Source organism: Actinopolyspora sp. BKK2, from assembly GCF_011291845.1.
Taxonomy (GTDB): Bacteria; Actinomycetota; Actinomycetes; order Mycobacteriales; family Pseudonocardiaceae; genus Actinopolyspora; species Actinopolyspora saharensis.
In genome coordinates this window covers 377,540-399,707 of the sequence record NZ_JAANTE010000001.1, presented here as the reverse complement: position 1 = coordinate 399,707, position 22,168 = coordinate 377,540, and the positions used below count along the sequence as shown (strand labels likewise).

Genomic DNA, 22,168 nt, shown 5'->3' with positions numbered 1-22,168 from the left:
CCGGCATCGATCGGCGCCCTGGCGGGTAGCCCCGTGGTGCGAACCGGCATCGTCGAAGCGATCGGGAGGCGAGGCCGTGACCGAAACCCAGCAAAATCCCCCGGTTTCCGAGCGCTCGACCACCGAGCTGATTCGTGGTCTCGGTGACCAGCTCGGCGACCTGGTCGGCAGCGAGATCCGGCTGGCCCGGCACGAGTTGGAGCGCAAGGGCAAGCAGGCGGGCAAGGGGGCCGCGCTGTTCGGCGTGGCCGGTGGACTCGCCCTGTTCGGGCTCGCCGGACTGCTCACCAGCGCGGTCCTGGCCCTGGCGATCGTGTTGCCCGCGTGGCTCGCGGCGCTGGCCGTGGGCGGTTGTCTGCTGCTGATCGCGGGCCCGGTGGCGCTCGTGGGCTCCGCACGGTTGAAGGGATCCACACCGCTGACCCCGGGGGAGACCCTCGACGGGGTGCGGTGGGACGTCCGCTTTCTCAGGGAGGCGACGCGGAAATGACCATCCGTGGCGAGCGGCGGCCGTGGACGCACACGACCGCCGCCGACGAGGACGAACGACTGCGCGCCCGCCGTGACCTGGCCAGGCAGGAGATCGGGGAGACGGTCGAGGCGCTGACCCGCAAGGCCGACCTGAGCTCGCGCGTGCGGCAAACGGCGCACGGACTTCTGACCAGGACGCAGGCCAACGCCGCGGAGGTGGCCGGGCATGCGCGGGCGGACCGGGACTCCCGGATCGCGGTGGGGGTGGCCCTCCTCGCGGTGGCGGGCGTGGCGACCGTCTCCTACATCGCTCTGTCCAGGACGCGGCGCGCCGCCCGACCCCCGCTGTTCCGGCCATGAGGGGCGAGCAGCGCAGCGACCGCGTGACCGTGGTGATCGCGACGCGCAACCGCAGGGAGGAGCTGTCGCGCACGCTGCGGCACATGACCTCCCTGGAGGACGCCGCTCCCGTGATCGTGGTCGACAACGGTTCCACGGATGGTACGGCCGAGGCGGTGACCGCCCGGTTCCCCGAGGTGTGCCTGCTGCGCAGCGAAAGCAACCTGGGGGCCGTGGCGCGCGACGTCGCCGTCGAGTACGCCGGGACGCCACTGGTCGCCTTCTGCGACGACGACATGCGGTGGCAGTCCGGATCCCTGACGCGCGCGGCGACGTTGCTGGAGCGGTGCCCGCCGCTCGGTGCTGTCGTGGCTCGGTGCGTGGTGGAGCCGGATCTGGTCGACGATCCGTTGACACCGGAGTTGCGGGATTCCCCGGTGCCGGCCCCGCCCTGGTTGCCCGGACCCGCCGTGCTGGGCGGGCTCGCGGGGACGATGGTGGTGCGCGTCGAGGCGTTCCGCGCGGTGGGGGGCTTCTCGGAGCGCCTGTGGTTCGGGGGCGAGGAGGAGCTCCTGCTGATCGACATGGCCGCGCGGGGCTGGTGGGCGTGCTACGCCGAGGACGCCGTGGTCCGGCACCGCCCTTCCGCGGTGCGCGAGCCCGCGGAACGCCGCCGGATCGGGCTGCGCAACACCTTGTGGACCACGTGGTTGCGCAGGTCGGTCGGCGGTGCCCTGCGCCGCAGCGGAGCCGTGCTCGCCTCCGCGCCGAAGGACCGGGTGACGGCTTCGGCGGTGCTCGGAGCACTGGGTGGGCTGCCCTGGCTCCTCCGGGAGCGGGAGGCCGTTCCCGCCGGGGTCGAGCAGGCGTTGACGCGGTTGGAAGCCCCGCAGCGGCGGTCCGCGGCGCGCGACTACGTCGGGTGAGCTCCTGCGGCGCTCGTCAGCCGGTCGTCGAACCGACGGCCTCGTTCCGCTCGGAACGCGTGGACCGGGGGTGCTCGTCGAGCTCGGCCTCCTCGAGGTGGGTGGCCTCGCCGTGCTCCGGAGCGCGCTGCTCGGCGGGAGGCTCCGTCGCGGAGGGCGCGGTTTCGAGCTGTGCGGTGGGGCTGAGGTGGATCCACCTGTGCTCGGGGCTCATCGAGCGCCGCTCCGGCATCCGGGCGAGGTGGATCCAGGCGGCCACGGTGGCCACCGTGGTCACCAGCCCGGCCAGTTCCAGCGCGTGCCCGGGGGTGAAGCTCTCGGAGAGCCAGCCGAGCACGGGGCCGCCGAAGGCGCCTGCGCTCGCCGTGACCATGCCCTTGGCGGACAGGACCCGTCCGCGCATCTCCTCGTGGGAGTCGAGCTGGATCCGCGTGGTCAGCGTCGTGTCGATGACCACGGCCCCGAGGGCGATCGGGAACAGCACGACCGCGAAGAGCAGCAACGTGGGCGCCAGACCGCTGAAGAACTGCAGCACGCTGGTGGCCAGCGCCATGATCAGCAGGATGCGCAGGGTGAGTTCCCTGCGGGAGGCGGCGAGGAACCCTCCGGCGATGGTTCCCACGGCGAACACCACCGACAGCACGCTGTAGCCCGCGGCCCCGGTTCCCAGCGGGCCTTCGCTCATCGCGGCCATGGTGACCTGGTAGTTGCGGCCGAGGCTGGACAGGGCGAAGCTCAACGCGAACACCGCGATCATCGGCTTGTTGCCGAGCACGTAGCGGAGCCCGAACAGCGCCCCGGAGTTCTCCGGTTCGCTCGTCGCCAGGGGATACATCGCCTCCGAGCGGATTCTCCAGATGGCGTACAGCACGGCGGCGAAGCTCAGCGCGTTGATGAGGAACAGCCACCCCTCGCCGGTGAGGCTGACCACCGCACCGGCGAGCGACATCCCGAGGATCCTGCCTCCCGAGCTGAGGACCGAGCCGATGCTGAGCGCGTTTCCGAGGTCGTCCCGGCTGACCAGCTGCGAGCCGAAACGTCCCAGGGTGGGCCCGTCGAACACGCTGACCACCCCGGACAGCACCGCTATGGCGTAGATCCCCGCGACCGGTGCGTGCGTCCAGGCGATGAACGCCAGGACCAGCGCCAGCACCGCGTGCAGGGTCTGGGTGATGAACAGCACGCGTCGTGCGGGCCAGCGGTCGGCCACCGCACCGGCCCAGGAGCCGAGCACCACTCGGGGCAGCGCCTGGAACAGGAAGGACAGCCCGAGCAGTCCGGCCGAGCCGGTCATGGTCAGCACCAGCCAGCTGAGACCGAGGTTCTGCATCCACGCGCCGGTGACGGAGACGAAGTCGGCCGTGGCCCAACGTCGGTAGTTCCGGTGCCTGAAGGCCCGGAAGGTGGTTGTCAGGGAAGCGGGAAGGATCGTGCGTCTCCAGGGTCGGTGTGGTGTTTCGACTCGCCCGGGTCGCGGTGCGTCCTCGGATCCTTTCGGTCCTGAACCACGCGCGGCGGCTCGGCGAGGAGTTGCTCGACACGTCCACCCTGGTGTTTGCTATATCGATTCCGAAACCATATGTGCTCACGCTCTCATGAACAACGCGATTCGAGGCGAATTTTTAATCCTTTCGTGCAAGGACTGGTTACTCGGGGTGAGTGAGAAAAGATCGGGAATGATTCGGCAAGGAGGAGTGGATTTTGTTTTTCGTTCGATCGTGAACTCGGGTTTCGGGGTGTTTCGCGCGGGGAAGGGACGGGGAGCACCGGCGTGGTCGCCGTTTCCGCCGCATCCCGCGGAAGGCGGTGCGTCCGGTTTGTCGAACCAGTGACCGATGCGGTGATCAGTTCAGGAGGAGCCCGTGTCCCAGGCGACCAAGTACAGCGACATGATCGGAATGCTGATCGAGGACCACAGGAACGTGGAGCAGGCCTTCCAGGAGTTCGAGGGCGGAATCGCCGACGCCTCGCGGCGCCGGAACCTCGTGGATCACATCATCACCGAGCTGGTGCGGCACTCGGTGGCCGAGGAGCAGTACCTGTACCCGGCGGCCAGGCAGACGCTGGAGAACGGGGACGAGATCGCCGATCACGAGATCTCCGAGCACGCCGAGGCCGAGCAGTTGATGAAGAGGCTGGAAGAGCTCGATTCCGAGGACGGGCAGTTCGACGAGACCACCAGGCAGTTGATCTCGTCGATTCGGCACCACGTCGAGGACGAGGAGAACGATCTCTTCCCCAAGCTGCGCCGGTCGTGCAGCGAGGAACAGCTCCAGGACCTGGGCAACAAGATCCGTCACGCCAAGGAGACGGCCCCGACGCGGCCCCACCCGTCGGCCCCGGACACGCCGCCTGCGAACAAGATCATGGATCCGGGCGCCGGTCTGGTCGACAAGGTCAGGGACGCGCTCAGCGGGCGCGAGCGCTGAGCGGGAGTCGAGGGAGTCCCCGCGTCGCGTCCTCGGGTCCGGCAGGTCAGCCGGGCTCGAGGGCGGGGCGAGCTCGGCGGGCCCGCTTCAGGGCCGCCACGAGAGGTCGTGCTCGTCGACGGCGTCGAGTGCCCGCGGGGTGCGGGTGTAGCAGCTCACCGTGACCGTGCTCGTTCGGCCCGGGGCCGGGGCGGTCAGCGGGACGATGAGAAAGCCGTGCACGTGCTCCTCGCGGGCCCCGCGGACGAAGGACGGCCAGTGCGTGCGCACCTCGGTGATCTCGGCCCGTACCGCTCGCCCCGAGCGGACGGCCTCGACGAGGGGGCCGTCACCGCGGTTGTGCTGCTCCCCGTCGAGGCGGTGCACGCACCGGTCGGTGGCGGCGAGCGTCCGCCCGTGTCCGCCGCAGGAGCGGGACAGCCCGGCCAGGTCGACCCCGGGCAGCACGGTCACGAGGCGGTCGAGCGCGTGACGCACTTCCGCGGGGGCGAGCGCTTCGCCGGTCGACGCGTCCGAGTTTCGCAGCGCCCAGTCGAGCAGGGCCGCCGCAGGCCGCACGGGGGTGCGCCCGGTCATCCCACCACCTCCCGCGAGGTGTGCGCCCCGTCGTGGGGTCCTGTTTCAGTCGGCGAGCTGGTCGGCGGTGCGCAGCCGGTCGACCAGCTCGGTCAGCAGCGGTTCTGCGGAGTCCGCGCGTTCGGCGGCGCGCTCGTGTGCCAGCCGGCGCGCCTCCGGGGAGGTGCACCACCGCCACCAGTGCTCGAGGGCCCGTGCCGGCTCCCCGCCGGGGAGGCGTGCTTCGGCGGGGCCGAGCAGGGCGGGCCAGTCCCAGGCCCACGCCTGGGCCGAGACCTTGCCCCCGCCGGTGACCGGGTCCACGGCCAACACCGGCACGCCGTTGCTCAGCCCGAACACGAGCCCGTGCAGCCTGGTGGTCAGCACCAGGTCCGTCCTGCCGACGAGCGAGGCGAACTGCTCGGGTGTGCGGCATCGTCGCCACTCGTCGGTGGCCAGTCTGCTGTCGAGCTCCAGCGGAGCGCAGTCGACCCGGGAGATCCATCGGCACAGCGCGCGGTGCACCTCGGAGTGCTCCCTCCGGTCGCCGTACTCGGGTTGCTGCGGGGCCAGCACGACCCCGACGACGGGGACGGGGTCCGTTCCTTGTCGGGCGGCCAGGTCGGTGGTGGGGGAGCGGCCGGGGCCGTCGCGGGCGAGGACGCGGTGGAACCCGGTCACGGCCGGATCGGTCCCGTCGATCACGGAGACGCCGACCGCGGTGCGGCGGCAGCGCGCGTAACGCCGGTGCAGTTCGAGTACCTGGTCGCCGTGGGCCGGGCCGCAGACGAAGACGAGATCGGTGTAGTGCTCGGCCGGAGCGGCTTCGAGCCCGGTCTGCCCGGGCAGGAATCCCGGGCTCCACGCGGTGTCGCAGTCGATGCCCGAACGTCTCAGCCGATCCGCGACGTGGCGCATGGCCGCCACGTCGCCGGCCGTGGCCTCCCCGTGCAGGAAGCTCGGCCATCCCACCACCAGTGCGCGCACGGTTTCCGCTCCTGCCGTCGGACTGCTGTTCCCCGCGTCCAGTTACCCGGATCTCGGCGGGACCATTCCCGCTTGCCCGGTGCGAGCGCCGGGGCAACACTGCCCCGGTGACACGAGGAACACGGCAAGGGGAGGGGCGAGCTCGCGGCGGGTTCGCCCGGGCGGTCGTCAGCGGGGGAGCCGGTTTCCTGGGGACGCGGTTGTGCGAGCGGCTCGTGGCGCTGGGCACGGAGGTGGTCTGCCTGGACAACTTCGTCACGGCGCGTCCGGACAGCCTCGTCGAGTTGGGCAAGGATCCGCTCTTCCGGGCGGTGGACCGCGACGTCACCACGGCGTGGGAGGTGAGCGGCGAGGTCGACCTCGTGGTGCACCTGGCCTCGGCGGCCTCGCCGCGGGACTACGCGAGGATGCCCCTCGAGACCATGTGGGTCGGTGCGCAGGGAACTCGACTCGGCCTGGAGCTGGCCACCGAGCGCGGTGCGCGTTTCCTGCTGGCTTCCACCAGCGAGGTCTACGGGGATCCGCTGCAGCATCCCCAGGGGGAGGACTACCGGGGCAACGTCAGTCCGACAGGGCCCCGGTCGGTCTACGACGAGGCCAAGCGGTACGCGGAGGCGTTGACCACGGCCTACCGGAAGCAGCGGGGCACCGACGCGGTGATCGCGCGTATTTTCAACACCTACGGTCCCGGGATGCGCGCCGACGACGGTCGCCTGGTCCCCACGCTGGTCGACCAGGCGCTCGGGGGCAGGCCCCTGACCGTCACGGGCACGGGAACGCAGACCAGATCGCTGTGCTACGTCGACGACACCGTGCGGGGGCTGCTGACCTTGGCCGCCTCCGACTGCTCGGAACCGGTCAACATCGGAAATCCGTGGGAGTGCTCGGTCGACTGGGTGGCGAGACTGGTCAGGGAATTGTGCGGATCCAGCTCTCCGATCGAGTACGTCCCCGCTTTCGCGGACGATCCGCGCAGGAGGTGCCCGGATATATCCAGGGCCGTGGAAAAGATCGGGTGGAACCCCGGGATTTCGCTCCGCGAGGGAATGTCGCGCACTGTCGCCTGGTTCGCAGGATTCCACCGCGCCGACGCGCACGGTGAGTGACTGGAGATCCGGGAGCGTTGATTTCGGCGAATTTCCGCACGCGGGGTTTGCGCGCCGATTCATAGGGTAGCGATATGGGCGAGTTGATTTGAGCGGTCGGTAATTCGATTCGTCGCGATTCGCGTTTTGGGGGCTCTTGTGCGCGTCCTTGGAATCAACGCGGTGTTCCACGATCCGGCGGCGGCGCTGGTCGTCGACGGGGAAGTGGTGGCTGCCGCGGAGGAGGAGCGCTTTTCCCGTCGCAAGCACGGCAAGAGCCCCGTTCCGTTCGCGGCGTGGGAGCTGCCGGAACGCGCCGCCGCCTGGTGCCTGGAGGAGGCCGGGATCACAGCGGCCGACCTGGACGTCGTCGCCTATTCGTACGACCCGACGCTGGTGGACCACTCCCGCGGGGGAACCGATCCGGAGTGGGAGCGGTTGCGGAGCACTTACGCCTCCAGGGTCCCGCTGTTCCTGCGCAGCGCGCTGCCCGGGCTCGATCCCGAGGTGGTGTGCTTCGTCCCGCACCACGTCGCGCACGCGGCCTCGGCGGGGTTGGCCGCGCCGTCCGGGGACTGCGCCGTGCTCACCGTGGACGGACGGGGTGAGCGCACGTCGATGCTGGCGGGTGAGTACCGGAACGGCTGGTTGACCGTGCACGCTGAGCAGGAGCTGCCGCACTCCCTCGGGCTGCTGTACGAGGAGCTGACCGAGTACCTGGGATTTCGGCGTTCCAGCGACGAGTACAAGGTCATGGCCCTTTCCTCCTACGCCAAGCCGCGCTTTCGCGCCGACTTCGCGGAGCTGGTCCGGGTTCGCCCGGGCGGGTTCGAGATCGACGACATCGACTGGCGGAACTGGGCTCCGCCCCGCGAGCCCGGTGGGGAGGTGCTCGACGAGCACGCCGAACTCGCCGCGAGCGTGCAAACCCGGTTGGAGGAGGTGCTCGTCGAGCTCACGGCGTGGCTGCGGCAGCACACCGGGAAGGACCGGCTGGCGCTGGCGGGGGGCGTCGCGCTCAACTGCGTGGCCAACACCCGGATGGCCTCCGAGAGCGGTTTCGACGAGGTCTGGGTGCAACCGGCCGCCGGGGACGCGGGGACCGCGCTCGGGGCGGCGCTGCAGGTCGGTGCCGAGCGCGGAGATCCACCGGTGCCGATGCCAGGAGCGGATCTGGGCCGGGGGTTCGACACCGAACACCTGCGTGCGGTGCTGCGTTCGGCCGCTGTGGACTTCGAGCGGCCCGCGGATGTGGCCGAGGAGGCGGCAGCGGCGCTGGCCAGGGACGAAACGGTCGGCTGGTTCGAGGGACGTGCCGAGTTCGGGCCCAGGGCCCTGGGGCACAGATCGCTGCTGGCGCACCCGGGGCACGCGCACAACGTCGAGCGGCTCAACGAGGTCAAGGGGCGGGAGCAGTTCCGCCCGGTGGCTCCGATGGTCTCGGCCGAGCGTGCCGCGGAGATCTTCTCCGGTGGCCCGCTGCCCAGTCCCTACATGCTCTTCGTCCACGACGTGCGCGAGCACTGGCGCGAGCGGGTGCCCGCGGTGGTGCACGTCGACGGCACGGCGCGCATCCAAACCGTCGACCGCGGCGACGAGCCGGTGCTGGCGCGGTTGCTCGACGCGTTCGAGAGCAGAACCGGTCTTCCGCTGGTGGTCAACACCAGCTTCAACACCGCGGGCGGGCCCATGGTCGATTCGCCCGTGGACGCGCTGGAGTGCTTCGGGGCTTTCCCGATCGACGTGCTCGTGCTCGGTCCGTTCCTGGTTCGTCGCGGGAGGCAGCGGTCATGAGTGCGCGGGAGAGGCTCCACCACACCGTCGTGGTTCCGACCACGGGGCGGGCGAGTCTGCACACCCTGCTCGACGCCCTGAGGACCGCGCGCTCTCCGCTGGTCGAGGAGATCCTGCTGGTCGACGACAGGCCGGGGGAACCGGGTGCGGAGCCGCTCGCGGTCGAACCGGGGCTGCCGGTACGGGTGGTGCGCTCGGCGGGGGTCGGCCCGGCGGCGGCGCGCAACATCGGCTGGCACCACGCCCGTTCACCGTGGGTGGTGTTCCTCGACGACGACGTGGTGCCCGCATCCGACTGGGGGCGGTGGCTCGAGGAGGACCTGGCCTCCGCTCCGGCGGAGGTGGCCGCGTGCCAGGGTGTGCTCAGCGTCCCGCTGCCCGGGGAGCGCGCACCCACCGACCTGGAGCGGGACACCGCGGGGTTGGCTTCGGCGTGGTGGATCACCGCCGACATCGCCTATCGCCGCGAGGTGCTGGCTCGGTTGGGCGGGTTCGACGAGCGCTTCCCCCGGGCATTCCGGGAGGACGCGGACCTGGCGCTGCGCGCCCGCGCGCGGGGCTACCGGCTCGTCGCGGGCGAGCGCCGGAGCCTCCATCCGGTCCGCAGGGCGGGCGTGCTGGCCAGCGTGCGCGCCCAGGCGGGCAACGCCGACAACGCGGTGATGCGCGCGAAGCACGGGAGACGGTGGCGGCGCCTGGCAGGTGAGGGACCCGGCAGGACCAGAGAGCACGTGGCCACGACCGCGTTGCTCCTGACCGCGCTGGCCGCGGCCACGCGGCTGCGCGATCCACTGTGGAGGAAGGTTTCAGGTGCGGCCGCGCTGGGGTGGGCAATCGCCACCGCGGAGTTCGCCCTGCGGCGGATTCTGCCGGGCCCGCGGACTCCCGCGGAGATCGCCACGATGCTGCTTACCAGCGTGCTCATCCCTCCCGCTGCCTGCTGGCACCGGTCACGCGGACAGCTGAAAGCGCTTCGTGTCTCTCGGCGGTGGAGCTGCCCACCGCCGCGCGCGGTGTTGTTCGATCGGGACGACACGTTGGTCCACGACGTGCCGTACAACGGCGATCCGCGGCAGGTGCGCCCGCTGCCGGGGGTTTCCGAGGCCCTTCGGTCGCTCCGGGACGGTGGAGTGCTCGTGGGCGTGGTGACCAACCAGTCGGGGGTCTCGCGTGGACTGCTCGACCGCGACCAGGTGGACAGCGTCAACACCGCGGTCGAGAACCAGCTCGGCCCGTTCGCGACGTGGCAGGTCTGTCCGCACGGGGACGGCGACGGGTGCCGGTGTCGCAAACCGGAACCGGGGCTGATCGAACGCGCCGCGGCGGAACTGCACCTCCTGCCGAGCGAGTGCGTGGTCATCGGGGACACCGGCGCCGACCTCGAGGCGGCTTCCCGGGCGGGAGCGCGCGCGATCCTGGTCCCCACCACGCGGACCCGCCCCGAGGAAGTGCGCCGGGCACGTGCCGCGGCCGAGGTGACCCGCAGCGTCACCGAAGCGGTCGAGCGTCTGCTGGAAGGAGCCGGCCGATGACCGCGACGACCCTGGTGTGCAGGTTGGACAACGCCGGCGACGTGCTGCTGGCCGGACCGGCCGTGCGTGCGGTGGCCGCCGGTTCGGACGAGGTCGTGCTGCTGGCGGGACCGCGGGGACGCGCGGCGGCGGAGCTGCTCCCCGGGGTGGACGAGGTCCTGGAGTGGTGCGCTCCCTGGATAGATCCCGAACCTCCCCCGGTGCACCGGGCCGAGATGACGGAGTTCGTGGAGCGGATCGGCGCCTTCGCCCCCGAACGAGCGGTCGTGTTCACCTCGTTCCACCAGTCGGCGCTGCCGCTGGCCCTGCTGCTGCGCATGGCAGGGGTGGGATGGATCGGTGCCATCAGCGTGGACTACCCGGGCTCGCTGCTCGACCTCAGGCACCGGGTCGACGAGGACCAGCCCGAACCGGAGCGGGCCCTCGGGCTCGCCCGCGCCTGCGGCTTCGAACTCCCGCGCGCCGACGACGGAAGACTGGCCGTGCGCGGCCCGCTTCCCGAGGTCTCGGCCTTGACCGGCCCCGCCGGGTACGTCGCGGTCCATCCCGGAGCCTCGGTCCCGGCGCGGGAGTGGACCCCGGCGCGCTACGCCGCCGCGGTGCGGGAGCTGGCCCTGACCGGTCACCGCGTGGTGGTGACCGGCCAGCCGCACGAGAAGGAGCTGACCGAGTTCGTGGCCGGGGACTCCGCCGTCGACCTGGGCGGTCGTACGACGCTGCCCGAACTCGCCGCGGTGCTGGAGCGGGCTTCGGCGGTGGTCGCGCCGAACACGGGGCCCGCCCATCTGGCCGCGGCCGTGGGAACCCCCGTGGTCTCCCTGTTCGCACCCGTGGTGCCCGCGGTCCGCTGGGCCCCCTACGGGGTTCCTGCGGTGCTGCTCGGCGATCAGCGGGCACCGTGCAGGGACACCCGCGCGCGGAGCTGTCCCGTCCCGGGGCACCCGTGCCTGTCCAGGGTGAGCCCGGTGGACGTGGTGGAGGCGGTCGCGGAAGTGGGGGAGGTGGTGCCGTGAGAGTCCTGGTGTGGCACGTCCACGGCGCGTGGACGACCTCGTTCGTCCACACGGGGCACACCTGCCTGGTCCCGCGCACCCCCCTGCGCGACGCGGACGGGCGCGGCCGAGCCCGGACCTACTCGTGGCCGGACAACGCCGTCGAGGTCACCCCCGAGCAACTGCGCGAGGAGGACGTCGACGTGGTGGTCCTGCAGCGTCCGCACGAGCTCGAGCTGAGCGAGAAGTGGCTCGGGCGTCGCCCCGGTGAGGACGTGGCGGCGGTCTACGTCGAGCACGACGCGCCGCGCGGCGACGTTCCGGCCACCCGGCACCCGATGGCCGAGCGCGCGGACGTCCCCGTCGTGCACGTCACCCACTTCAACGACGTGTACTGGGACTGCGGGCGCGCTCCGACGACCGTGATCGAGCACGGCGTCGTCGATCCGGGACATCGCTACACCGGCGAGTCTCCCCGGGCCGGCGTCGTGATCAACGAGCCGGTGCGCAGGAGCAGGATCAGCGGTGCCGATCTGCTGCCGAGGTTCGCCGCGGCCGCCCCGCTCGACCTGTTCGGGATGGGGGTGAGCGACTCCCTCGGTGCGCTCGGGCTGCGGCGGGACCGGGTGCGACCGCACGAGGACCTCCCCCAGGAGGAGATGCACCGGGCTCTGGCCGGCAACAGGGTGTACGTGCACCCGTACCGGTGGACCTCGCTCGGGCTGTCGCTGCTGGAGGCGATGCACCTGGGGATGCCGGTGGTGGCCGTGGCCGCCACCGAAGCGGTCGAGGCGGTTCCGCGGGAGGCGGGAGCGGTCTCGACCAGGATCGACGAGCTCACCCGGACCGTGCGGGAGCTGCTGTCCGATCCGGACCGGGCTCGGGAAGCGGGGCGCGCCGCGCGTGCGGTCGCGCTGCGGCACTACTCGCTGGAGCGATTCTCCGCCGAGTGGGACGAGCTGTTGCAGGAGGTGACGCGATGAGAATCGACCTGGTCTCCGAACACGCGAGTCCGCTCGCCGCGCTGGGAGGAGCCGATTCGGGTGGTCAGAACGTGCACGTCGCCGAGCTGGCTCGCGGGATGGCGCGCACGGGGCACGAGGTCGTGGTGCACACCAGACGCGACTCACCGGAGCTGCCCAGCCGGGTCGAGGCGGTTCCTGGAGTCACCGTCGAGCACGTGCGCGCCGGGCCGCCGCGGGCGGTGCCCAAGGACGAGCTGCTGCCCCACATGCCGGAGTTCGGCAGCGGACTGGCCGAGCGCTGGGCAGCGGAACCGCCGGACATCGTGCACGCGCATTTCTGGATGAGCGGTCTGGCGGCGCGCAGGGGATTGTCGGGACTGTCCGTGCCGCTGGTGCAGACCTTCCACGCCCTGGGCAGGGTCAAGAGGCGCCATCAGGGCGCCAAGGACCCGAGCCCCGCCGAGCGGGAGCAGCTCGAGAGCGAGCTCGCCCGCGCGGTGGATCTGGTGGTGGCCACCTGCTCCGACGAGGTGAACGAGCTCGGCGGGATGGGCGTCCCTCCGGAGAGGACGGCCGTGGTTCCGTGCGGCATCGACCTGGCGAAGTTCGTCCCCCGGGGAGTGCCCCGTCCGCGCGGGGACAGGTACCGGGTGCTGAGCATCGGGAGAATCGTCGAGCGCAAGGGCGTCGACACGGTGATCGAGGCGCTCGCCGGGGTTCCGGACGCCGAGCTGCTGGTCGCGGGCGGGCCGGATCGCACCCGGTGGAGCACCGATCCGGAGATCGAGCGGCTGTCGAGGTGCGCGGAGGACGCGGGGGTGTCCGACCGGGTCCGGTTCCTCGGGCCGGTCGCCCACGACGAGGCCCCCGCGTTGTACCGCTCGGCGGACGTGGTGGTCAGCGCCCCGTGGTACGAGCCCTTCGGAACCGTTCCGCTCGAGGCGATGGCCTGCGGGACCCCGGTGATCGTGACTTCCGTCGGCGGGCACCGCGACACGGTGCTCGACGGGGAGACGGGCGTGCTGGTGCCGCCGCGCGACAGCGCGGAGCTCGCTCGGGAGATGCGTGATCTTCTCCGGGATCCTCGGCGGCGCGCGGCCATGGGAGCGGCGGGCGCGCGGCGGGTCCGCGCCCGGTACGGCTGGGACCGCCTGGTCCGGGAGACCGAGTCGGTCTATCACCGGGTCCGGGAACGGCACGGTGCACTGGCCACCCCGACGGGAGGTGAACCGTGATCGAACAACACTTCACCACGCTGGCGGAGCAGGCTCGGCGCATCAGCGCGGCCGCTCCCGTGATCGAGTCGTGGGCGCGACGGTTGGCGGAGGTGCTCGAGGGCGGCGGTCGACTGCTGGCGTGCGGCAACGGTGGCAGCGCCGCCGAGGCCGAGCACCTGACCGGCGAGTTCGTCGGGCGCTTCATCCGGGACAGGAAACCGTACTCGGCCGTCGCGCTGCACGCCGACACCGCGGCGCTCACCGCGGCGTTGAACGACTACGGCGAGCAGGAGGTGTTCGCCCGCGGCGTGCGGGCCCACGGCCGTGCGGGGGACGTCCTCGTCGCGCTGTCGACCAGCGGGCGCAGCCAGGACGTCGTGGCCGCGGCGAAAACCGCCCAGGAGCTGGGGGTGACCGTGTGGGCGCTGACCGGGCCCGCCCCGAACACCCTCGCCGCGACGTGCGACGACGCGGTGGCCGTTGACGCGGCGAGCGTGGCGACCGTCCAGGAGCTGCACCTGTGCCTGATCCACGCGCTGTGCGCGGCCTTCGACGAGGCCACCGGTGTCGGTTCCCCGGGGGCGGAGGAGGTGGTCGGGTGAGTCCGCGTCCTGTTCTCGTGGTCGGCGACGCACTGCTCGACGTCGACGTGGAGGGCACGACGGAGCGGTCGTGCCCGGACGCCCCCGCCCCGGTCGTCGACGTGACGGGGCGCTCCGTGCGCCCGGGGGGTGCGGGGCTCTCGGCGCGGTTGGCCGCGCAGGAGGGCGGGGAGGTCGTCGTGGTGACCGGACTCGGTCGCGACGCGGCGGGGGAACAGCTCGGCGCGCTGCTGGAGCACGCGGCCACGCTGCTGCCGCTTCCGTTCGAGGGGGAAACCCCCTGCAAAACCAGGATCCGGGTCTCCGGGCGGTCACTGGCCCGCGTGGACACCGGAGACGGCGGCGTGCCCGACCGCCCTCCCGACGAACGGGTGCTGGACGCGCTCAACCACGCCGGTGCGGTGCTGGTGGCCGACTACGGCCGGGGGACGACGCGCAACGCTCGCCTCAGGCGGGCTCTGGAACGGTTGCCCTCGGACGTCCCCCTGGTGTGGGACCCGCATCCCCGCGGGGGCGAACCGGTGGCCCGCAGCGATCTCGTGGTGCCCAACCTGTCCGAGGCCCGGCTGTTCGCGCGGGCGGAGCAGGACCCGGCGGTTCTGGGCCGCACGCTGCGCGCGCGGTGGGGCTGTCGCGCGGTCGCGGTGACCACGGGGTCCGAGGGGGCGGTGCTGGTTCCTCCCCGGCAGGGACGCGCCAGCATTCCCGCGAGCCCGGCCGCTGCCGGCGATGTGTGCGGCGCGGGGGACAGCTTCGCCACGAGCACGGCGCTGGCGCTGGCGGCAGGATCCGACTTCTCCGCGGCCGTCGACACCGCGGTCGAGCGCGCGGGCCGCTTCGTGAGCGGGGGCGGGGCGGGCAGCGTCGCCGTGCGGGACGGGAACGAGCACCGGAGGCGCGCGTCCGCGGGGGCGACGGTTTCCGACGCGGTGGCGCGGGTGCGTGCCGCGGGAGGGACTCTCGTGGCGGCCGGGGGGTGTTTCGACCTGCTGCACCCGGGACACGTCCGGCTGCTCGAACGGGCCAGGTCCTTCGGGGACGCGCTGGTGGTTTGCGTGAACTCGGACGCCTCCGTGCGCCGGATCAAGGGCCCGGAGCGGCCGATCCTCGGGCAGGAGGACCGGGTGCGTCTGCTGCGCGCGCTCGAGGTGGTCGACGCCGTGGTGCTGTTCGACGAGAGCTCGCCGGCCCGGTTGCTCGGCGAGCTGCGTCCGGACGTGTGGGTCAAGGGCCAGGACCACGAGGGCGGGGCCGTTCCCGAGGCCGAGGTGGTGGCCGAGTACGGCGGCAGAACCGCGTTCGTCCCGATCACGGAGGGCCATTCGACGACTCGGCTGCTGACGACGCTGCGCACGGCTGGTTGAACGTCCGACAAGTCCGACAAGGAGGGGCGGCATGAAATCACTCGGCAACATCCTGATCACCGGTGGTGCTTCCGGACTGGGGGCCGCGACCGTCGAAGCGGTCTCCCGGTACGGCGGCACTCCGCTGGTGCTCGACAAGGCGGCTCCCGAGGCGGACGTCGCGCACGCCCGAGCGGACCTGGCCGATCGGGCCTCCGCGGAGGACGCCGTCCGCGAACTGGTCGAAGGGGCTGGTGGGCGGTTGGACGCCGTGTTCACCGCGGCCGGGGTGGATTCCTGCGGGGCGCTGGATTCGGTCTCCGCCGCGGACTGGGAGCGCGTCGTCGGCGTCAACCTGCTGGGAACGGTGGCCGTGGTCCGCCGCGCGCTGCCGTACCTGCTCGCCAGCGAGGGAACGGTGGTGACCTGCTCGTCGACGCTGGGGTTGAAGGCCGTTCCCGACGCCACGGCCTACTGCGCCTCGAAGGCGGGCGTGCTCGGTTTCAGCCGTTCCCTGGCCGCCGAGACGGCCGGTCGCGTCGCCGTGACGACCCTGGTTCCGGGCGGGATGCACACCTCGTTCTTCGAGGGGCGCGACGAGCAGTACAAGCCGCCGGCCGACGCGAAGCTCAACCGGCCGGAGGACGTGGCCGAAACGGTCGTGTTCGCGCTGCGTCAGCCACCGGGGTGCGAGGTTCGGGAGATGGTGGTCTGCTCCTCGGAGGAGTCCTCGTGGCCGTGAGCTCCCCGGACAGCGTGTTCGTGCTGCGCGCCCTGGGGATAGGGGACCTGTTGACCGGGGTTCCCGCGCTGCGGGGGCTGCGGCGGGCGTGGCCGGACAGCAGGCTGGTGCTGGCCGCCCCCCGCCAGTTGGCGGAGCTGGTCGCGCTGACGGGCGCGGTCGACGTGCTGTGGCACGCCACCGGTCCCGAGGACTTCGAGGCACCGGTTCCCCCACCCGGGGTGGCGGTCAACCTGCACGGGTCCGGCCCGGAGAGCGTGCGGGCCCTGTGCCGTCTCGGAGCCGAGCACGTGCTTTCCCACGCGCATCCGGTGCGGCCGGAGCTGGACGGGCCCGCCTGGGAACCGGATCAGCACGAGACACGTCGGTGGTGCCGCATGCTGGAGCACTTCGGGATCGGAAGCGATTCCGCGGACCTGGGGATCGCCCGTCCCGGGACCGCGGGGCCCGCGCCGGGGGCCGTGGTCGTGCACCCCGGTGCCAGCCACGCGGCTCGTCGCTGGCCCGCGGAGCGCTACGCCGCGCTGGCGGACGGACTGGCCGGGGCCGGTCGTGACGTGGTCGTCTCGGGAAGCGGTGCGGAGAGAGCGCTGGCCGAGCGCGTGGCGAGCAGCGCGGGGCTGCCCGCCGATTCCGTGCTCGCGGGCGATCACGGTTTGACCGAGCTCGCCGCTCTCGTGGCCAACGCGGAGCTGCTGGTTTGCGGCGACACCGGGGTGGCTCATCTGGCCACGGCGTACGACACCCCGTCCGTGGTCCTGTTCGGGCCGGTTTCCCCGGAGCACTGGGGTCCGCCCTCCGGAGGGGCGCACATCGCGCTGTGGACCGGTCATCACGGCGACACCTTCGCCGATCGGCCCGACAGCGGGCTGTTGGAGATCACCGTCGACAGGGTCGCTGAAGCGGCCACGAGCCTGCTGAGCAGCTACGCGGATAGCGCGGCCTCGTGAGGGGAGACCACCATGCCCACCGTCCGAGAACGCCCCGGCATCGCGGTGGTCGGGGACACCGAGCTGGTTCCGTCCGTGCTCACCGGGCTCGTCGGACTGGGGCACGAGGTGGTGCTCACCGGCCGGGACGCGGGCGAGGCGCGAGCGCGCGGCCGCGCGCTGCCCGAAGCGGCGGGGGCGGGCGAGCCCGACTTCGTCTTCGTGTGCGGTGCCGGGGACTCTTCCGAGGTGGTCGCCGCGGTCCGGGCGAGGCTCCGCGGGGGTGGGGTGGTGGTCAACACCTGCGCGCCCCCCTGGGAGTCGACGCACCGGCTGGGCCGGTGGATCGGCAGGGACGACCTCGCCCTGGTGAGCCAGCCCCGCGTCGAGGGGTGGCCCGCCACGGCCGAGGAGTTCGCGCGGCCGGAGTGCCTGGTGATCGGATCCGCGAGTCGGTGGGCCGGAGAGGCCGTGGCCGCGCTGTACCGCTCGGTGGCGGCGCCGGTGCTGCACACCGATGTGAACAGCGCGGATCTGCTGCCGCACGCCGTGAACGGGTACGCGGCCGTCAAGCAGTCCTTCGTCAACTCGTTGGCCGAGCTGTGCGACAGGGTGGGAGCCGATGTCTCGCGGGTGGTCGAGGCCCTGAGCTACGACACCAGGTTCGGCGCTTTCCCGACGGGATCCGCCCCGTTGAGCGCGGGGCAGCACCGGAGCCTGCACGAGCTGCTCCGGTGGTCGGATTCCGGGGAGCGGTTGTTGTCGACGGCGCTCGACGAGCCCGGTTCGTGACGGGGTGGGAGCGATGTCGCGTCGGGTCGTCGTCATCGGAGCCGGCTACGTGGGACTGACCACCGCCGCCTGCCTGAGCATGCTGGGGCACCGGGTGGTTTGCTGCGAGGTCGACCGGGGGAAGGTGGGCAGGCTCGCCCGCGGCGAGGTGCGCACCCGCGAGCCGGACCTGCGGGAGCTGGTGCACTCCGGGCTGCGGGAGGGGACTCTCGAGTTCACCGCGGAGAGCGGTCCGGCCGTGTCCGAGGCGGATGCGGTGTTCCTGTGCCTGCCGACGCCGATGGGCGAGGACGGCGCGGCCGATCTGAGCGCGCTGGAGTCCGTGGTGGGGCAGATCGGCGGCTCGCTGCGGAGCGGGTGCGTGCTCGTCGCGAAGTCCACGGTTCCAGTGGGCACTTCGGCGTGGATCGCGAGTTCGGTCGCGCGCTCGGACGTGGCCGTGGTCAGCAACCCCGAGTTCCTCAGGGAGGGCTCGGCCGTGCACGACTTCCTGTATCCGGAGCGGATCGTGGTCGGGGCGGAGCGGACTGAGGCCGCCGAGGAGGTCGTGGCGCTGTACGAGCGGCTTCACGCCCCGGTCGTGCGCACCGACCGGGAGAGCGCGGAGATGGTCAAGTACGCGGCCAACTGCCTGCTGGCGACCAAGCTCTCCTACGTGAACGCGGTGGCCGGGCTGTGCGAGGGCGCCGGTGCCGACGTGGCGAAGGTGACGGAGGGGATGCGGCACGATCCCCGCGTGGGGGACGCCTGCCTCGCGGTCGGGCCTGGGTGGGGAGGTTCCTGCCTGCCCAAGGACGCCAGGGCGTTGCTGCGTGCGGGGGAGACCGTGGGGTTCGAGTTCGCGCTGCTGCGGGCCTCGGTCGAGGCGAACGAACGGCAGCGCGCGAGGATGGTTTCCCGGGTCGCCGAGGTGTGCGGTTCCGGCCCCGAGCGTTGCCTGGAGGGGGTGCGCCTGGGGCTGCTCGGTCTGGTCTTCAAGGCGGGCACCGATGATCTGCGTGACTCACCGGCCCTGGCGGTGGCGCGCGGGTTGAGCCGCTTGGGGGCGGAGCTGACCGCGGTGGACCCCGGCTTGCGTGGTGACGAGGCGGAACTGGCCGGTATCACCCTGGTCGACAACGCCTACCAGGCGGCGAAAGGCACGGGTGGGCTCGTGCTGCTGACGGAGTGGTCCGGTTTTCGGGAGCTGGATTGGCGGCGTCTGGGTGCGCTCCTGGAACGGCCGGTGGTGGTGGACACCCGCAACCACTTGGATCCGGAGGTGGTGCGGCGTGCGGGACTGCGCTGGTGCGGTGTCGGACGTCCGGGCTGACCCGGCGCCGCTGGTCGGCGGGGCGGGTGAGTCCGTGGCAGGTGGTTTGTCCGCCCCGGGGATCGGGTATCCCGATGGTGCGAAGCGGCACGGCCGCTCACCGGCGGCCCCGCCCGTGGTGACGGGGACGACTCGGTAGCGCGGGTGAGCGCGGACGGGTGAACGGTGGAATTCTCTTCGCAGAGTACGAAAGGGGGCGATCATGTACTCCAACGGGACGACGATCCTGCTGATCGGGAGTTCAGCCGAGTTGGAGAAGTTCCGGGAATGGGCGCACAGGTCCGGTTTCCGACTCGTCGAAGAAGTGGATCCGGAAGTGCGGTACGTGATCGCCGACGAGGACGTGCTCGACGGCAGCTGCACCCCTGAGCAGGGCCGTGCGCTGGCACGGGCCCGGGAGGCGGGGGTGGAATGCCTCTCGCCCGCCACCGGGCAGTCCTGCCTGCGGATGCTCCTCGAGGGACGCGCTCCCGAGGGCGTCCGGAGCGCAACGGTGCTCACCGGAGGTCGGTAGCACCCGATCCGTCGGTGGCACCCGTTCTCGAACCGGGACGGGCTCGACGGTGCCCCCGGGCTCACCAGCCGAAGGGCAGCAGGCCGATTCCCATGGCGACGAAAAAGCCGGCCAGCAGCAGGGCGACCACCCCGGTGACGGTGATCCACGTCCACGTGGCCGGGCGAGCGGTGGCGGGTTGCGGGTGCGACAGGGCGCGACTGGCCGAGGACGCCTCGGGAGGGGTCTCGCCCGCGGGCACGGATCCTCCGGCATCCAGGCCGGGGGTGCGTTCCGGATCCGGCCCGGGGGTTTCCTCGGGGCGGTCACCGCGCCCCCGGTTCTCGGGCGGTTGTTGTCGTTGCATGGCGGATGCCCCAAAAGCGGTTGGACGGCGGCGGGCGGGACCGCTGGGCCGAGCTCGCCCCCAGCGTTCTTCAGCGTTCTCTCCCGCACCCCGAGGGGGAATTCCCGGGCGGAAGCGGGCCCAAAACGACGAGCGGGGGATCCGTGGGCGCGGGCTTTCTCCCCGGCCTCCCCGGCGGGGTCACTGGCCACCCTTTTGCACGTAGGAGCGGACGAACTGCTCGGCGTCCTCCTCGAGGACGTCGTCTATCTCTTCGAGAGTGGAATCGGTGTCGTCGGCGAGTTGTTCGCGCCGTTGACTTCCTTCGGGCTCTCGCGTCTCGGCGTTCTCCGCCGCGGGGTCCCGCTTCTCGTTCCGTGATGGTCTTTCCTGCTGCATCGGATCTCTCCCGGGATGGGGGACGGTGTGCCCGCCCTTCGGGGGAAAGGGCGGGCCGTCGGGAGCACCGGAGAACCGGCCGGGATTCGCGCGGCGCTCGGGTCTGCCCCGAAACAGTCACTGCTCGCCCTGCAGGCGTTTTTGCAGGAGTTGTTTGCCCTGTTCGCCGGCCTTCTGATTGTTCTCCTTGATGGCGCGCAACCACCTGGCGAGTTCCTCGTCTCCCTGGTTTTCGGCGTCCTGGATGTATTTGTCCACGACCCAGACGTTTTCCAGGGACTGCTGAAGCACCGTGATCAGGTTGTAGTTCTTGTCCTTGAGCGGGCTTTCCTGTTCTTGAGCCATGAGATCCCCTTTCTTCCTTCGGGGGTTTTCACCGTGCTCGCTGGAGGACGAGATTCGAGCGAGGGTTGTGCTGACGCGTGTTCTGCTGGTGCCGGACAGCGCCTGTCCGAGCGCTCGGAGGGTCCTCGTCGGACACGTCGAATCCTCAGTTGTATCCGAGCGTGATGACGGTGTCGTCCTCCGCGTCCTGCGTTTCGGTTTCCCTCCGGGAGATCTCGGAGGGTGGAGGAGCGGGAATCCGCGTTTCCCGGAGTTCCTTCTCCGGGGGATGTTGTTCAGCGTCCTGCGCCGAGTGATGCATTCCGATCACTCCAGTGGCCCGTTGTGGTTGAGGGGATTTCCGTTCCCGGGTTCCCAGACCCCGCCCCGGGGCAAACCTCGTTCGGACCGGGTGGGGACGGTTTTCGCGCCTCGGGACTGGATCACCTGCCGTGGCCGCGGCTCGTGCCCGTCGCCGTCTCCGGTGGGAGCTGCCGGCCGGGCGAGTCGCTCCGCAACGGGGGGCATCCGCGAGCGGTGATGTTCTCCGCGGCGGGCGCGGTGGAGCAGCGGGCCACTTCGATGGTGGTGTGATCGATGCCGAACTCCTCGCCGAGCAACTGGGTCAGCTGTCTGCGGACGTCGTCGGGATCGCTGTGGTCCTGCACGACCACGTGGGCGGACAGGGCGGGGAATCCGGAGGTGACCTCCCAGACGTGCAGGTCACCGATCTCGGTGACTCTCGGCTCGGAGAGCAACGCGGCACGGATCCGCTCCGGGTCCAGTCCGCGGGGTGCCGCCTGCAGCAGCACCCTGGTGGACTCGCCGATCAGTCCGAGACCGGCCTTGAGCATGAGGGCGGCGACGAGGAGGGCGGCCAGCCCGTCGGCGCGCATGAACCCCGTGGTCAGCACGAGAAGCCCGGACACGGTGGTGCCGATGAAGGCGTAGAGGTCGTTGAGGACGTGCTGGAAGGCCCCCTCCACGTTGAGACTGTCGCGGTTGGCCTTGGCCAGGGTCCAGGTGGCCAGCAGGTTGACCACGATTCCCGTGCAGCCCACGATCAGCACGGTGGCTCCACCGACCTCGGGCGGGTCGATCAGCCGGTGGATGCCCTCGTAGCCGAGGTAGCCGCCCAGTCCGGTCAGGGTCAGCCCGTTGATCGAGGCCGCGAGCGTTCCCGAGCGTTTGAGCCCGAAGGTGTAGGAGCCGAAGCTGCTCCACGTGCTCAGCACCATGGCGATCAGCGCGAAGGCGATCGAGGCGGTGTCGGTGAGCATGTGCGCGGCGTCCGACAGCAGTGCCAGCGAGTTGGCCAGCACCGCCGCGACGGTTTCACCGATCATGAAGCCGCCGAGCAGGACCAGGGCGAGGGCCAGCTTCTTCTTGTCCGCGTTCGGCTTCACTTCGTGGCCGTGGCCGTGGCCGTGGCCGTGGCCGTGGCCGTGGCCGTGAGCTCCGTGGAGCTCCGCGTGCCGGGAGTCGGCCTCTTGCTCGTGCACTGCCCGCTCTCCAATGCATCAATACTTGCGCATCTGCTTAGAGGTAAATCTATAAACAGTTGCGCATTCGTGCAACTAGTAGGCTGTCCGGG

Annotated in this window: 25 protein-coding genes; 17 read left to right on the top strand and 8 right to left on the bottom strand. The window is 71.5% G+C overall.

The window, feature by feature from the left end:
• The first annotated feature begins 76 nt into the window (after nt 1-76).
• From G9Q41_RS22540 to G9Q41_RS01875, 3 genes are read left to right on the top strand one after another with little or no spacing between them, the layout of a single operon-like run.
• A complete protein-coding gene (locus G9Q41_RS22540; RefSeq protein ID WP_207630400.1) occupies nt 77-490 on the top strand; it encodes a phage holin family protein in 414 nt (137 codons plus the stop codon).
• Nucleotides 487-831, top strand: a complete 345-nt coding sequence (locus G9Q41_RS01880) for a hypothetical protein (RefSeq protein WP_165631491.1) — start codon at nt 487-489, stop codon at nt 829-831. The genes G9Q41_RS22540 and G9Q41_RS01880 overlap by 4 nt, the downstream gene beginning before the upstream one ends.
• A complete protein-coding gene (locus tag G9Q41_RS01875; RefSeq protein ID WP_092521427.1) occupies nt 828-1,736 on the top strand; it encodes a glycosyltransferase in 909 nt (302 codons plus the stop codon). Before G9Q41_RS01880 ends, G9Q41_RS01875 begins: the two co-directional genes overlap by 4 nt.
• Nucleotides 1,737-1,752: 16 nt before the next feature.
• On the opposite strand, the gene G9Q41_RS01870 is transcribed toward G9Q41_RS01875, so the two are convergent.
• The gene (locus G9Q41_RS01870; protein WP_207630484.1) at nt 1,753-3,150 is read right to left on the bottom strand and encodes an MFS transporter; all 1,398 of its coding nucleotides are present in this window, start codon (nt 3,148-3,150) and stop codon (nt 1,753-1,755) included.
• A 448-nt stretch (nt 3,151-3,598) separates the two neighbouring features.
• Here G9Q41_RS01870 and G9Q41_RS01865 point away from each other — a divergent pair, with 448 nt between their 5' ends.
• Nucleotides 3,599-4,165, top strand: coding sequence for a hemerythrin domain-containing protein (locus G9Q41_RS01865; protein ID WP_217637719.1), 567 nt, complete (start codon nt 3,599-3,601; stop codon nt 4,163-4,165).
• Between the two features lie 87 nt (nt 4,166-4,252).
• Here G9Q41_RS01865 and G9Q41_RS01860 read toward each other — a convergent pair whose 3' ends face one another.
• Nucleotides 4,253-4,741, bottom strand: coding sequence for a hypothetical protein (locus tag G9Q41_RS01860; protein ID WP_092521428.1), 489 nt, complete (start codon nt 4,739-4,741; stop codon nt 4,253-4,255).
• A 45-nt stretch (nt 4,742-4,786) separates the two neighbouring features.
• A complete protein-coding gene (locus tag G9Q41_RS01855) occupies nt 4,787-5,707 on the bottom strand; it encodes a polysaccharide pyruvyl transferase family protein (protein WP_165631492.1) in 921 nt (306 codons plus the stop codon).
• Nucleotides 5,708-5,814: 107 nt separating this feature from the next.
• Between G9Q41_RS01855 and G9Q41_RS01850 the strand changes: the two genes are divergently transcribed.
• The 13 genes from G9Q41_RS01850 to G9Q41_RS01790 all read left to right on the top strand — a co-directional run bounded on the left by G9Q41_RS01850 (nt 5,815) and on the right by G9Q41_RS01790 (nt 19,526).
• Nucleotides 5,815-6,813, top strand: coding sequence for an NAD-dependent epimerase/dehydratase family protein (locus tag G9Q41_RS01850; protein WP_165631493.1), 999 nt, complete (start codon nt 5,815-5,817; stop codon nt 6,811-6,813).
• Nucleotides 6,814-6,951: 138 nt separating this feature from the next.
• Nucleotides 6,952-8,586 (top strand): carbamoyltransferase C-terminal domain-containing protein, encoded by a 1,635-nt coding sequence (locus G9Q41_RS01845; protein WP_165631494.1) that lies wholly within the window; start codon nt 6,952-6,954, stop codon nt 8,584-8,586.
• The gene (locus G9Q41_RS01840) at nt 8,583-10,118 is read left to right on the top strand and encodes an HAD-IIIA family hydrolase (protein ID WP_092521431.1); all 1,536 of its coding nucleotides are present in this window, start codon (nt 8,583-8,585) and stop codon (nt 10,116-10,118) included. Before G9Q41_RS01845 ends, G9Q41_RS01840 begins: the two co-directional genes overlap by 4 nt.
• A complete protein-coding gene (locus G9Q41_RS01835) occupies nt 10,115-11,131 on the top strand; it encodes a glycosyltransferase family 9 protein (protein WP_165631495.1) in 1,017 nt (338 codons plus the stop codon). The genes G9Q41_RS01840 and G9Q41_RS01835 overlap by 4 nt, the downstream gene beginning before the upstream one ends.
• On the top strand, nt 11,128-12,093 hold the full coding sequence (locus tag G9Q41_RS01830; protein WP_092521440.1) for a glycosyltransferase: 966 nt from the start codon (nt 11,128-11,130) through the stop codon (nt 12,091-12,093). Before G9Q41_RS01835 ends, G9Q41_RS01830 begins: the two co-directional genes overlap by 4 nt.
• A complete protein-coding gene (locus G9Q41_RS01825; protein ID WP_092521441.1) occupies nt 12,090-13,310 on the top strand; it encodes a glycosyltransferase in 1,221 nt (406 codons plus the stop codon). The genes G9Q41_RS01830 and G9Q41_RS01825 overlap by 4 nt, the downstream gene beginning before the upstream one ends.
• Nucleotides 13,307-13,894, top strand: a complete 588-nt coding sequence (locus G9Q41_RS01820) for an SIS domain-containing protein (RefSeq protein WP_092521442.1) — start codon at nt 13,307-13,309, stop codon at nt 13,892-13,894. The genes G9Q41_RS01825 and G9Q41_RS01820 overlap by 4 nt, the downstream gene beginning before the upstream one ends.
• Complete coding sequence (locus G9Q41_RS01815) at nt 13,891-15,258, top strand: PfkB family carbohydrate kinase (RefSeq protein ID WP_092521443.1); 1,368 nt, start codon at nt 13,891-13,893, stop codon at nt 15,256-15,258. Before G9Q41_RS01820 ends, G9Q41_RS01815 begins: the two co-directional genes overlap by 4 nt.
• Before the next feature lie 31 nt (nt 15,259-15,289).
• Nucleotides 15,290-15,979, top strand: coding sequence for an SDR family oxidoreductase (locus tag G9Q41_RS01810; protein WP_092521444.1), 690 nt, complete (start codon nt 15,290-15,292; stop codon nt 15,977-15,979).
• The gene (locus tag G9Q41_RS22535) at nt 15,970-16,929 is read left to right on the top strand and encodes a glycosyltransferase family 9 protein (RefSeq protein ID WP_347567432.1); all 960 of its coding nucleotides are present in this window, start codon (nt 15,970-15,972) and stop codon (nt 16,927-16,929) included. The genes G9Q41_RS01810 and G9Q41_RS22535 overlap by 10 nt, the downstream gene beginning before the upstream one ends.
• 12 nt (nt 16,930-16,941) lie before the next feature.
• A complete protein-coding gene (locus G9Q41_RS01800; RefSeq protein WP_165631496.1) occupies nt 16,942-17,700 on the top strand; it encodes a UDP-glucose 6-dehydrogenase in 759 nt (252 codons plus the stop codon).
• Nucleotides 17,701-17,713: 13 nt separating this feature from the next.
• On the top strand, nt 17,714-19,012 hold the full coding sequence (locus G9Q41_RS01795; RefSeq protein ID WP_165631497.1) for a UDP-glucose/GDP-mannose dehydrogenase family protein: 1,299 nt from the start codon (nt 17,714-17,716) through the stop codon (nt 19,010-19,012).
• Nucleotides 19,013-19,214: 202 nt separating this feature from the next.
• Nucleotides 19,215-19,526 (top strand): hypothetical protein, encoded by a 312-nt coding sequence (locus G9Q41_RS01790; protein ID WP_092521447.1) that lies wholly within the window; start codon nt 19,215-19,217, stop codon nt 19,524-19,526.
• 61 nt (nt 19,527-19,587) lie between these two features.
• On the opposite strand, the gene G9Q41_RS01785 is transcribed toward G9Q41_RS01790, so the two are convergent.
• The 5 genes from G9Q41_RS01785 to G9Q41_RS01765 form a co-directional block, all read right to left on the bottom strand.
• Nucleotides 19,588-19,872 carry a DUF6480 family protein gene (locus tag G9Q41_RS01785; protein ID WP_092521448.1) on the bottom strand — a complete coding sequence of 95 codons (285 nt, stop codon included), beginning with the start codon at nt 19,870-19,872 and terminating at the stop codon, nt 19,588-19,590.
• Between the two features lie 180 nt (nt 19,873-20,052).
• Nucleotides 20,053-20,250 carry a ubiquitin-like protein Pup gene (locus G9Q41_RS01780; RefSeq protein WP_092521450.1) on the bottom strand — a complete coding sequence of 66 codons (198 nt, stop codon included), beginning with the start codon at nt 20,248-20,250 and terminating at the stop codon, nt 20,053-20,055.
• A 117-nt stretch (nt 20,251-20,367) separates the two neighbouring features.
• Nucleotides 20,368-20,595 (bottom strand): hypothetical protein, encoded by a 228-nt coding sequence (locus G9Q41_RS01775; RefSeq protein ID WP_092521453.1) that lies wholly within the window; start codon nt 20,593-20,595, stop codon nt 20,368-20,370.
• A 145-nt stretch (nt 20,596-20,740) separates the two neighbouring features.
• On the bottom strand, nt 20,741-20,896 hold the full coding sequence (locus tag G9Q41_RS01770; protein WP_165631498.1) for a hypothetical protein: 156 nt from the start codon (nt 20,894-20,896) through the stop codon (nt 20,741-20,743).
• A gap of 121 nt (nt 20,897-21,017) precedes the next feature.
• Nucleotides 21,018-22,076: a cation diffusion facilitator family transporter gene (locus G9Q41_RS01765; RefSeq protein ID WP_165631499.1), complete on the bottom strand. Its 1,059-nt coding sequence runs from the start codon at nt 22,074-22,076 to the stop codon at nt 21,018-21,020.
• Nucleotides 22,077-22,168 lie beyond the last annotated feature (92 nt).

Bases quoted from the DNA above. Each gene is read 5' to 3' on its own strand.
- G9Q41_RS01840 (WP_092521431.1), top strand. From the start codon at position 8,583: ATGAGTGCGCGGGAGAGGCTCCACCACACCGTCGTGGTTCCGACCACG.
- G9Q41_RS01775 (WP_092521453.1), bottom strand. From the start codon at position 20,595: ATGGCTCAAGAACAGGAAAGCCCGCTCAAGGACAAGAACTACAACCTG.
- G9Q41_RS01770 (WP_165631498.1), bottom strand. From the start codon at position 20,896: ATGCATCACTCGGCGCAGGACGCTGAACAACATCCCCCGGAGAAGGAA.
- G9Q41_RS01810 (WP_092521444.1), top strand. From the start codon at position 15,290: ATGAAATCACTCGGCAACATCCTGATCACCGGTGGTGCTTCCGGACTG.
- G9Q41_RS01790 (WP_092521447.1), top strand. From the start codon at position 19,215: ATGTACTCCAACGGGACGACGATCCTGCTGATCGGGAGTTCAGCCGAG.
- G9Q41_RS01835 (WP_165631495.1), top strand. From the start codon at position 10,115: ATGACCGCGACGACCCTGGTGTGCAGGTTGGACAACGCCGGCGACGTG.
- G9Q41_RS01875 (WP_092521427.1), top strand. From the start codon at position 828: ATGAGGGGCGAGCAGCGCAGCGACCGCGTGACCGTGGTGATCGCGACG.
- G9Q41_RS01795 (WP_165631497.1), top strand. From the start codon at position 17,714: ATGTCGCGTCGGGTCGTCGTCATCGGAGCCGGCTACGTGGGACTGACC.
- G9Q41_RS01825 (WP_092521441.1), top strand. From the start codon at position 12,090: ATGAGAATCGACCTGGTCTCCGAACACGCGAGTCCGCTCGCCGCGCTG.
- G9Q41_RS01785 (WP_092521448.1), bottom strand. From the start codon at position 19,872: ATGCAACGACAACAACCGCCCGAGAACCGGGGGCGCGGTGACCGCCCC.
- G9Q41_RS01880 (WP_165631491.1), top strand. From the start codon at position 487: ATGACCATCCGTGGCGAGCGGCGGCCGTGGACGCACACGACCGCCGCC.
- G9Q41_RS01780 (WP_092521450.1), bottom strand. From the start codon at position 20,250: ATGCAGCAGGAAAGACCATCACGGAACGAGAAGCGGGACCCCGCGGCG.
- G9Q41_RS01860 (WP_092521428.1), bottom strand. From the start codon at position 4,741: ATGACCGGGCGCACCCCCGTGCGGCCTGCGGCGGCCCTGCTCGACTGG.
- G9Q41_RS01800 (WP_165631496.1), top strand. From the start codon at position 16,942: ATGCCCACCGTCCGAGAACGCCCCGGCATCGCGGTGGTCGGGGACACC.